Source organism: Kitasatospora misakiensis (assembly GCF_042656005.1).
In the GTDB taxonomy this organism is placed as follows: domain Bacteria; phylum Actinomycetota; class Actinomycetes; order Streptomycetales; family Streptomycetaceae; genus Kitasatospora; species Kitasatospora misakiensis.
The window spans coordinates 1-9,623 of record NZ_JBHSOF010000101.1 but is presented as its reverse complement, the minus strand read 5'-3'; the positions used below and the strand labels follow the sequence as shown (position 1 = coordinate 9,623).

Sequence of the window (9,623 nt, the reverse complement as noted above, 5' to 3'; positions counted from 1 at the left end):
GGCGTGGCCGCCGGGCGGGGCGGCCGGGGGCTGCTGCGCCCGCCCGTACGGCGGGGCGGGCTGCGGGGGCTGCTGGTGGCCGCCGGGCTGCTGCGGACGTCCGCCCTGCGGCTGCCCGCCCGGGCCGACCTGGTACGGCGGCGGGGCCACCGGGGGGCGCTGGGCGTAGCCGGGCGGGGCCTGGCGGTGGCCGCCCGGTGCCTGGCCGCCCGGGGGCTGCTGGCCCGGCTGCGGGTAGCCCTGCTGGTAGCCCTGCTGCTGCGGGTACCCCTGCGGCTGGCCCTGCGGGTGACCCTGCTGCGGGTAGCCCTGCTGCTGGTGGCCCTGCTGCTGGTGGCCCGCCGGTCCGGCCTGGTAGGGCGGCGGGGCGACCGGCGGGGCCTCGAAGTCCTCGGGCTCGAAGTAGCCGATCTCGGTCTGCTGGTTGCGGTCGCGGGCGGCCCGCAGCTGGGTCTGCCACGGGTGCGGCGCCTCGGCCTGCGGCGGGCCGGGCGGGGGCGGCGGCACGGCGACGGGCGGCATCAGCCGGGTCGCGGCCGCCGGGTCGTACGGGGGCGGCTGGGTGCCCATCACCCGGGTGGCCGCCGCCGGGTCGTACGGCTGACCCGGCTGGCCGGACTGACCCGGCTGGCCCGGGGCGCCCTGGCCGGCCGGGAGCACCTGGGTGCGGTCCTCGGCGCCGAACGGCGCGCCGGCGCCCTGGCCCAGCGGGCCCTGGCCCGCGGCGGCCCCGGTACCGGGCACCTCGGTCGGCTGCGGGTCCGGCACCAGCAGCGCGCCCACGGCCAGCGCCGCGTCCACCGCCGCCGGGGAGGCGTGCACGCCCACGCCCGCCGCGACCACCCGCAGCGCGCGGGCCAGCGCGACCGCGCCCGGCCGCTGCGCCGGGTCCTTGCGCAGGCAGCGCTCGATCACCGTCCAGAGCGGCTCGGGCATGGTGGACGGCCGCTGCGGCTCCTGGGCGAGGTGCGCCTGGAGGATCGCCAGCGGGTTGTCGCCCTGGAACGGCTGGCGACCGGTGACCAGCTCGTACAGCATGATCCCGGCGCCGTAGACGTCCACCGCGGAGGTCTGCGGGCGGCCCTCGGCGGACTCCGGCGCCACGTACGCGGGGGTGCCGACGAACTCGTGGCTGCGGGTGATGCCCGGGGAGTCGGCGAGCCGGGCGATGCCGAAGTCGGTCAGCATCGGGTGCATCTGCTCGGTGCCCTCGACGAGGGCGGTGGCGAGCAGCACGTTGGCCGGCTTGAGGTCGCGGTGCACGATGCCGTCGGCGTGGCTGGCGGCCAGCGCGTCGGCGACCTGGGCCATCAGCAGGGCGCCCGCGATCGGGCTGAACGGGCCGTTGTCGCGCAGGTAGCGGGCCAGGTCGGGGCCGTCCACGAGGTCCATCACCAGGGCCAGCAGCTCGCCCTCGACGACCAGGTCGCGGACCTTGACGATGTTCGGGTGGGTGAGCCGAAGCAGGAGCGAGCGCTCGCGCAGGAACCGCATCACGACGTCGGGGTCGGCGGCGAGCTCCTCGCGCAGGATCTTGATCGCCACCTGCTGGCCGGGCGCCGTGCCGGGCACCTCGACGTCGGCGCGCACCTGTCCGCGCCAGACGGTGCCGGTGGCCCCTCGCCCGAGGGTCTCCTCCAGCAGATACTTGCTGCCGACTGGCCGCACCTGTCGCACTCCTCGCCGTGACCGCCCGCGCGGGGCGCTCCTCCGCCGGTGCGGTGAGCCTGCCGGGCCCGTGTTTCCGGCCACTCTAACGGGGTTCGTTCACGTTTTTGGGGCGACCGGCAGGGCGTTCGCCCGGGTTGGGGGACATCCCCTACGGGAAGACCCGCAGGGCCCGCCGACGGTTCCCCCGGGGCCGCGGCGGCTCCTCTCCCGGGCGCCGGTTGACCTGACTCTCCGTCGCCCGCAAACATGGCGATGATCGCAAGATCGTCAAATCCGGTACGGTGCGCGGACTGTCCGTGACGGGTGGCAGGATGACACTCGCCACTCCTGTGGCCCAAGCGGTGTCGCGGCCACCCGGCTCCCCCGCAGCGGCCCGAGGCAGTCGGCACCAGGCGTCACACCAGCAGAAGGGACCGCGGGCGAGATGCAGATCCGGCTGACCGTCCTCCGACCGCGCAGCGGCCCGGCAGCCGCCGGCTCCGCCATCCCCTACGTGGACGTGCTGGTCACCGCACCCGTGGGCACCGCGCTCGGCTCCCTCGCGGGGGCGCTCGCGGGCGCCGTGGGCGTGCGCGGCCCGCGGGCCGCCACCCATGTGCACCTCTACGCCGGGGCGCACCGGGTGGACGAGCACACCCTGCTCGGCCACCCCCCGCTCCTCGACGGCGCCGTCCTCTCCCTCAACGAGCCCGACCCGACCGCGGACGATCCCGACGACGCCCGCGCCGCCGCGGAGTTGCGCGTCGTCGGCGGCCCCGACGCCGGCGGCGTGCACCGCCTGCACGGGCGCGAGATCCGGGTCGGCCGCTCCGGCGAGGCCGACGTCCCGGTCGACGACCCCGACGTCTCCCGGCTCCACCTCGCCCTGCACCTCGCCGAGGACGGCACGGTCACCGTCCGGGACCTCGGCTCCACCAACGGCACCACCGTCGACGGCCGGATCGTCCCGCCCGGCCCGCCGGAGGAGGCCGTCCCGCTCGACGGGGCCGGCCTGCTGCGGATCGGCGAGACCACCCTGCGGGTCACCGCCCCGGACGCCCGGGACGCCTCCGGGCCGCCCACCCGCGCCGCGCTCCCCGACGGCCACGGCCACCTCCAGCTCGCCGCCCCGGCCCCGGTCCGGCCCGCCCCGCCGGTCACCGAACCGCCCGCCGCCCCCGAGCCGCCCACCGGCCGCGGCCGCGGCCTGCTCTCCCTCCGGCTCGGCCGCTCCGGCGCCGAACCGCCCGAGGAGAGCGCCGAGCGCCACCACGCCGCCATCCGCACCCGGCAGGCCGCCGCCCAGCGCGAACGCTGGCCCGACCTCGCCACCCTGCTGCTCAACGCGCTCGGCCCCGGCCCCCGGCTCTGGGAGCGCGGCCCCGGCCACCCCGACGCGCTCACCCTGCGGCTCGGCACCGCCGACCGGCCCGGCGGCCCCGGCACCTCCCCCGGCACCCTGCTGCCCGCCGTCCCGGTCACCCTCGACCTCCAGACCGCCGGCAGCCTCGGCCTCAGCGGCCCGCGCGAACGGCTGGACGCGCTGACCCGCGCCGTCGTCGCCCAGCTCGCCGCCCTGCACCCGCCGACCGGGCTCAGCCTGGTCGTGGTCGACACCGACCCGGCGCGCACCCCGCAGGACCGCGTCGACACCTGGGCCTGGGCCCTGTGGCTGCCCCACCTGCGCCCCACCGACGGCCAGGACTGCCGGCTGCTGATCGGCCTCGACGACGAGCAGGCCACCGCCCGGCTCACCGAACTCACCGGCCGGCTCAGCGGCCCGGTCGGCCTCGGCGGCCACCCCGCCACCGTCGTCGTGGTCGACGGCCGCCCGACCACCGAGGCCGCCCGGCAGGCCCTCGACCTGCTGCTGCGCCAGGGCCCGGCGGTCGGCATCTTCCCGATCTGCCTCGCCGAACAGCCCGAACTGCTGCCCCGCGGCCTCGGCGCCACCGCGCTGATCACCGGCGAGGTCGGCACCCAGCTCTCGCTCGACCGCCCCGGGCCGGTCGCCCGCGGCCGGGAGACCCTGCACGAGATCTCCCTGGACGCCGTCTCGGACGCCTGGGCCGAGCGGCTCGCCCGGGTCCTCGCCCCGCTGCGCGAGGCCACCCCCGCCAACCGCGGCCCGCTGCCGGACGCGCTGCGCCTGCTCGACCTGCTCCAACTGGACACCGTCACCCCGGCCAAGCTCTCCGCCCGCTGGGCCGCGCACGCCGGGGGCATCGGCGCCGCCACCGCCCTGCTCGGCACCACCCGCGACGAGCTGTGCGTGCTCGACCTCGCCGACCCCGAGCTCACCCTCCCCTCCCCCGACCCGGGCGGCCCGCACCTGCTGGTCGGCGGCGCGCGCGGCTCCGGCAAGACCGAGCTGCTGCGTACCCTGGTCGCCTCGCTGGCGGTCTCCGAGCGGCCCGGGCGCCTCGCGGTCACCCTCGTCGAGGGCCGGGCGACGGAGGACGGGCTCGCCGGCTGCACCGAACTGCCGCACGTCACCGGCCTGGTGAACGCCGCCACCGACCCGCGCGCCGCCCTGCTCGCCGCGGAGACGCTGGAGGACGAACTCGCCGTGCGCGAGCGGCTGTTCGACGGGCTGGACTTCGCCTCCTGGCACGCGGCCCGGATCCTCGACGGGGACGCCCCGGCCGTCCCGGTCCCCGCCGTCGTCGGCGCTCCGGCCGCCGCCGCGGCGTCCGCGCGGATCATCCAGCCGCGCAGCCCCGAGCCCCCGGCCGCCCCAGTGGCCGCCCCCTCCCCCGGGCCCTGCCCGCCCCGGCTGGTCGTCGTCGTCGACGACTACGACGCCCTCCTCGCGCCGACGTCCCCGGCCGGCCGCCCGCTCGCCCGGGCCCTGGCCGCCGTCGCCCGCCGCGGCGGTCCTCTCGGCGTCCACCTCGTGGTGACCACAGGCCGCCCGGAGGAGACCGCCGGCACCGAGGTCGACGAGGCCGCCCTGCTGCGGATCGCCCTGCGCACCGACGACCCGGCCGACTCCGACCTGCTGATCCACCTCGGCGACGCCGCCGCCCTGCCCGACACCACCCCGGGCCGCGGCTACCTCCGCCTCCCGGACGGCGGCGTCACCGCCTTCCAGACCGCCCGCATCAGCGGCCGCATCCCCCGCACCGCCACCCTCCGCCCCACCGTCGTCGCCATAGACCCCCTCACCCTCGGCGCCCCACCCGCCCGCCGCCCCGTCCGCGAACTCGGCAACGGCCCCACCGACCTCGCCCTCCTCGCCAGCGCCCTCCAACGCGCCGCGGCGCGCTGACCTGAGGTGAGTCGGGTTTCGTCCGCCCCTGTCGCGATCGAATCGCGACAGGGGCGGACAGATCTATAGAACCAACGCGGGCCGCAGGCATTCCACCCGATGACAATCGCAACTCGCGGCAAGACAGGGTGGAACGGATGAGAACAGGCGGGCCCGCGTCCAGGGACGCGGGCCCGCCCAAAGACTGGGAGCCCCACCCGCCCACCCTTCCCGGAACCACAGAGCAACGGCGGCCCCGGCCAAAGCTGGCCGGGGCCGCCCAACCAGAGCCGTTGTCCTGCCATCGTTTCGGCATCACCGAGCGGCATCGACATCCTCCGGAAGCCCTCGTCCTGCACAGGAAGTCGACCGAACCGACTCCCTACGCAGAGGGCGGGAACGGCGCGGGTCACCTGCGGTTTCTTTCGTCGCCCCGCCGCGATCGTGATCGCGGCGGGGCGGCTTGGACGGATTGAACAAGGCGGGCCCGCGTCCAGGGACGCGGGCCCGCTGCGGAACCCACATCACGTCAACCCCGAGGCCCCCGGTCGGCCCGCGTCCAGGGACGCGGGCCGACCGAAGAAAAAACGTTCACTCGCCGGCGCCGAACTCCCCCACGCGCACACCGGCGACGAAGGCCGCCCATGCCTCAGCGGTGAACAGAAGAGAAGGGCCCAGCGGATCCTTGGAGTCACGAACGGGCAGCACCCCGGCGACTCCGTCCGCAACCTCGATGCACTCGTTGTCACCGCCGCTGTAGGTGCTCTTCCGCCAGCTGGCTGCGGAGAGGTCGAAGGTATGCGTCATGTGCCGAGCTCCTCGATCGAACGGATCAGCTCCAGGGACTCCACCGGGGAGAGAGCCTTGGTGCGGACATCGTTCCAGAGCCCCACATACGCCTTCACCTCGTCGGAGCGCTCCAACCACATAGACCCCGACGGATTGTCGAGAAGCACAACGTCCAGCGCGGAGGCTGCGGGGAACCCGAGGATCACATACGGACCCGCCATACTCGCGTGCGCCCCCACCCGGAACGGCACCACCTGCACCGACACATTCGGCATTTCCGCAACCGTCAACAGGTGGGCGAGCTGGGCACGCATGACAGCGGGTCCACCCACCTGTTGACGTACCGCGCCCTCCGCGAGCACCACCCATACGGACAACGGGTCCTCCGCTATCAGGCGGTGCTGCCTCATGAGCCGGGCTTCCACGAACTGCTCGATCTCCGCCGGATCAGACCAACTTCGGCTGGCCACGGCCAAAGCCCGCGTGTAGTCCGGGGTCTGCAACAGCGCCGGAATCGTCTGACTCTGGAAGGTCCGCACCGACGAGGCCACCGCTTCCAAGGCGATGAAGTCCCGGTAGGTCTCGGCCAGCACATTGCCGTACTGGCTCCACCAGCCGGCCTTACGACGCTTGTTGGCCGATCGCGCCAACTCGGTCAATCGCTCGTGAACTGCCGGCTCATCGGCTCCGTACAGCCGCAGCATCGCGGCGAGATCAGGCCCTCGGACAGGGCTGCGACCGTTCTCGATTCGCGAAATCTTGCCCTTGGTGCAATCCAGTTCGACAGCAACAGCCGTGGTCGTCAGGCCGACACGCTCCCGCATGGTGCGCAGCTCATCACCCAACTGCCGCCCCAGAACCGTGGATGGCGCACTCGACGGACGTTCCCCTTGCATGCCGCCTCCTCTGATCCACAGTCAGTTTGCGCCCCCGGTGGGCGCGCAGGCAATCCACGCCTACTTTTCTCCGAGAAACGTTGCAAACGATCTCGAAACGAGAGCATGCTACATCCAGTAGCTGCACGCAATACAAAGCGTGACTATTGCGGCTTGGCTACCGGGCATCCTCATGCCCGATTCCCTCATCCCCCCTCACCCCCACCGGAGGTGGCTCCCCCATGCCCGGAACCGACAGGCCCGCCAACCACCCCTTCGGCGCCCGCAACGCCTGGTTCCCCCGCTCCCGCAGATCGCCGCAGCTCGCGCGGCAGATGCTGCGCGAGCTGCTGGACGAGGTGCCGGGCGGTGAACGCTTCGCCGAGGCTGGGGAGTTGCTCACCTCCGAGCTGGTCGGCAACGCCGTGCTGCACTCGGGGATGCCGGGGCGGTTGATCCGGGTCTTCTTCGACGTCGACGACGACCGCCTCCGCATCGAGGTGCACGACGCCGGCGAGCGCCCGCCCGCGCCCCGGCAGCCCAGCTCCGAAGACACCTGCGGGCGCGGCCTGCTCCTCGTCGACGCCCTCTCCCTCAAGTGGGGCTACGCCGCGCGCCCGGACGGGATCGGCAAGGTCGTCTGGTGCGAGTGCGGGCACTGGCCGCTCACCGCGACGTGACCCCGATACCCGAGGGTGGGGCCGAGGGCACCGCCCCCGGCCCCACCCTCCGCTCCCCTGCCCCAGTCGCCGATCGCCGCATCCAGACAGGCCGGCACGGTCCAAGCAGCCCGTAAGGCACGTCGGCCGCCACATGCCTCCGCTACTGAATAACCAACTGATGGTCGCCGAAATCGGCGACCAGGCGAAGCTTGCCGCCGAGAGCTTCCACATAGGCACGGATCGTGGCAAGCGCCGCGGTGTCGAGTTCGCCCTTCTCCAGACGGGAAACGTTCGGCTGGGTCACGCCGATGATCTCGGCGACGTCAACCTGGGTGAGCGCCAGTTCCCTGCGGATCTCCGCGAGACGGTAGGCACGGACTTCGGCGTCGAGCTTGGCGCGGTGCGCGGCGACCCGGGCTTCATCGGTGACAGCCTGGGGCCGGACCTCTTTCCAGGACCTGGCCATCTATTTCTCGCCTTCCGTGAGTGCTTTGAGGTGCTCGTCGAACCGGGCGTCCGCGACCGGGATGTTCTCGTCGTACCACTTGTTCCAGGCGCCGGCCTTGTCGCCGGCCACCAGCAGGATCGCTTCTCGCTCGGGGTCGAAGGCGAAGATTTATAGAACCATCCCGGAAGCAATGAGAGCCGGTGGGGCGGCCCACCGCCCCTGAGAAGACACCCCGCCCCGTCCCTCTGCCGACCTGTCGCCGCTTCGGCACAGCCGAAGCGGCGACAGTTGGAAGACCGCAGGTCAGCGACAGTGGGATCGTGCAGCCAAGCCACCCGATGACAATCGCAACTCGCGGCGAGGCAGAGCGGAACTGATGAAGACGGGCGGGCCCGCGTCCAGCGGCGCGGGCCCGCCCGAAGACTGGGAACCCCGCCCGCCCACCCTTCCCGGAACCACAAGAGCAGCGGCGGCCCCGGCCAACGCTGGCCGGGGCCGCCAAGTCGCACACGTTGTCCTGCCATCGTTTCGGCATCACCGAGCGGCACGGGCATCGTCCGAAAGCCCTCGTTCTGCACAGGAAGTCGACCGAACCGACTCCCTACGCAGAGGGCGGGAAGGCCACGGGTCACTTACCGCTTCTTTCGCCGCCCCGCCACGATCGTGATCGCGGCGGGGCGGAACGCACCAAAGGACGGGCCCGCTGAGGAAGAACATTTCAGTCGCTGGCGCCGGCCCAACTGCCTCATCTCCTGTGCGGATCCGCTCAGTCGTCGAGGCCCTCGCCCTCAAATGGGGCCACTCCCCCCGCCCCGGAGGCCCCGGCAAGGTCGTCTGGTGCGAGTGCGGGCCCTGGCCGCTCACCGCGGCGTGACCCCGATACCCGGGGGTGGGGCCGAGGGCTCAGCCCCCGGCCCCACCCTCCCCCGCTTTTCCTCAACCTTCGCACTCAGTGTGTCGGATGTGCTACTTTCCGCATTGTCAACAGAGCATAGAAGACCCCGGCGGTGGTGGAACACCCCGGGGTCCGGCATCAGGAGCAAGCACTCCCCATGCAGATTCATCGTAGCGCCCACGCGCGCTGTTTCACCGTGCTTCCCAACGGCCTGTTGCAGGATCGCCGCCTCAGCTACACCGCGCGCGGCCTGCTCGCCGACCTGCTCTCCCGCCCCGACGGGTGGCGCGAGGACGGGCGGCACATGGCCGACAGCAGCCCGCAGGGGCGGGGCGCCGTTCGGCGGGCGCTCAACGAGCTCAAGGACGCCGGGTACTACCGGGTCGAGACGGTCCGACTGCCCGACGGCACCCTCCGTACCGACGTGCACGTGTACGACACTCCGCAGCGCCCGGCGTCACCGAGTGACCGTTCCTCGGACCCCGGTGAGCCCGAGGCCGGGCCGCCTGACAGCCTTGTAGTAAAGAACCCGGGAGAAGTACCCACCCTCCCCGCCCAGTTGACGCGAGCGGACGAGCAGACCCGCCGGGCGGTGGCGGCGCTCTTCCGTGCGATCCGGCCCGAACCGCGTCTGCGCCTCGGCGAGGCCGAGGCGCAGACGCTGGCACCACTCGTCGTCCAGTGGCTGGAACGCGGCAGCACGGCAACCGAGTTGGCCCATGCCCTGCTGCCCGGCCTGCCCGTGCCGCTGCACTCTCCGGTGGCGATCCTGCGTGACCGGCTCCAACGCAAGATGCCGCCCGCCCACGCGGCGCCATCACCGTCTTATGCCGAGTGTGCCAAGTGCCACGATCCGGTGCCCCGCCCCGGCATCTGCCGTCCCTGCGCCGGCCTCGTCCCCGGAACCCCCGGGACCCCCGCCGTCGCCACCGTCGGATCGGCGACCACCGGCGCCGCTCGCGCCCGCGCCGCCCTCCGCGGCCAGGGAGGTTGGACCCCGAATCGGGTAGGAGGGCCGGGTCACCCGGCCCTCCTCCCACACCACCGGACATGC

Annotated in this window: 8 protein-coding genes; 3 read left to right on the top strand and 5 right to left on the bottom strand. The window is 73.7% G+C overall.

Going from position 1 to position 9,623, the window contains the following annotated elements; all coding sequences use genetic code 11:
* Positions 1-1,668, bottom strand: a 1,668-nt coding sequence (locus ACFP3U_RS36410; protein ID WP_380230063.1) for a serine/threonine-protein kinase, incomplete at its 3' end; no start/stop codon positions are given.
* Between the two features lie 427 nt (positions 1,669-2,095).
* Between ACFP3U_RS36410 and ACFP3U_RS36405 the strand changes: the two genes are divergently transcribed.
* Positions 2,096-4,921 carry an FtsK/SpoIIIE domain-containing protein gene (locus ACFP3U_RS36405; protein ID WP_380230062.1) on the top strand — a complete coding sequence of 942 codons (2,826 nt, stop codon included), beginning with the start codon at positions 2,096-2,098 and terminating at the stop codon, positions 4,919-4,921.
* A gap of 570 nt (positions 4,922-5,491) precedes the next feature.
* On the opposite strand, the gene ACFP3U_RS36400 is transcribed toward ACFP3U_RS36405, so the two are convergent.
* Together ACFP3U_RS36400 and ACFP3U_RS36395 are read right to left on the bottom strand one after the other, a co-directional pair.
* Positions 5,492-5,707: a DUF397 domain-containing protein gene (locus ACFP3U_RS36400; RefSeq protein WP_380230061.1), complete on the bottom strand. Its 216-nt coding sequence runs from the start codon at positions 5,705-5,707 to the stop codon at positions 5,492-5,494.
* A complete protein-coding gene (locus tag ACFP3U_RS36395; protein WP_380230060.1) occupies positions 5,704-6,585 on the bottom strand; it encodes a helix-turn-helix domain-containing protein in 882 nt (293 codons plus the stop codon). The genes ACFP3U_RS36400 and ACFP3U_RS36395 overlap by 4 nt, the downstream gene beginning before the upstream one ends.
* A 221-nt stretch (positions 6,586-6,806) precedes the next feature.
* Here ACFP3U_RS36395 and ACFP3U_RS36390 point away from each other — a divergent pair, with 221 nt between their 5' ends.
* Positions 6,807-7,244, top strand: a complete 438-nt coding sequence (locus ACFP3U_RS36390) for an ATP-binding protein (RefSeq protein ID WP_380230059.1) — start codon at positions 6,807-6,809, stop codon at positions 7,242-7,244.
* A 142-nt stretch (positions 7,245-7,386) separates the two neighbouring features.
* On the opposite strand, the gene ACFP3U_RS36385 is transcribed toward ACFP3U_RS36390, so the two are convergent.
* Together ACFP3U_RS36385 and ACFP3U_RS36380 are read right to left on the bottom strand one after the other, a co-directional pair.
* The gene (locus ACFP3U_RS36385) at positions 7,387-7,692 is read right to left on the bottom strand and encodes an XRE family transcriptional regulator (protein ID WP_380230058.1); all 306 of its coding nucleotides are present in this window, start codon (positions 7,690-7,692) and stop codon (positions 7,387-7,389) included.
* Positions 7,693-7,842, bottom strand: a complete 150-nt coding sequence (locus ACFP3U_RS36380) for a type II toxin-antitoxin system RelE/ParE family toxin (RefSeq protein WP_380230064.1) — start codon at positions 7,840-7,842, stop codon at positions 7,693-7,695.
* Between the two features lie 884 nt (positions 7,843-8,726).
* Here ACFP3U_RS36380 and ACFP3U_RS36375 point away from each other — a divergent pair.
* On the top strand, positions 8,727-9,623 hold an 897-nt coding region (locus tag ACFP3U_RS36375), incomplete at its 3' end, for a hypothetical protein (protein WP_380230057.1).

Excerpts from the sequence above, each read along its gene's own strand:
- ACFP3U_RS36405 (WP_380230062.1), top strand. The coding sequence starts at position 2,096 with ATGCAGATCCGGCTGACCGTCCTCCGACCGCGCAGCGGCCCGGCAGCC.
- ACFP3U_RS36400 (WP_380230061.1), bottom strand. The coding sequence starts at position 5,707 with ATGACGCATACCTTCGACCTCTCCGCAGCCAGCTGGCGGAAGAGCACC.
- ACFP3U_RS36395 (WP_380230060.1), bottom strand. The coding sequence starts at position 6,585 with ATGCAAGGGGAACGTCCGTCGAGTGCGCCATCCACGGTTCTGGGGCGG.
- ACFP3U_RS36390 (WP_380230059.1), top strand. The coding sequence starts at position 6,807 with ATGCCCGGAACCGACAGGCCCGCCAACCACCCCTTCGGCGCCCGCAAC.
- ACFP3U_RS36385 (WP_380230058.1), bottom strand. The coding sequence starts at position 7,692 with ATGGCCAGGTCCTGGAAAGAGGTCCGGCCCCAGGCTGTCACCGATGAA.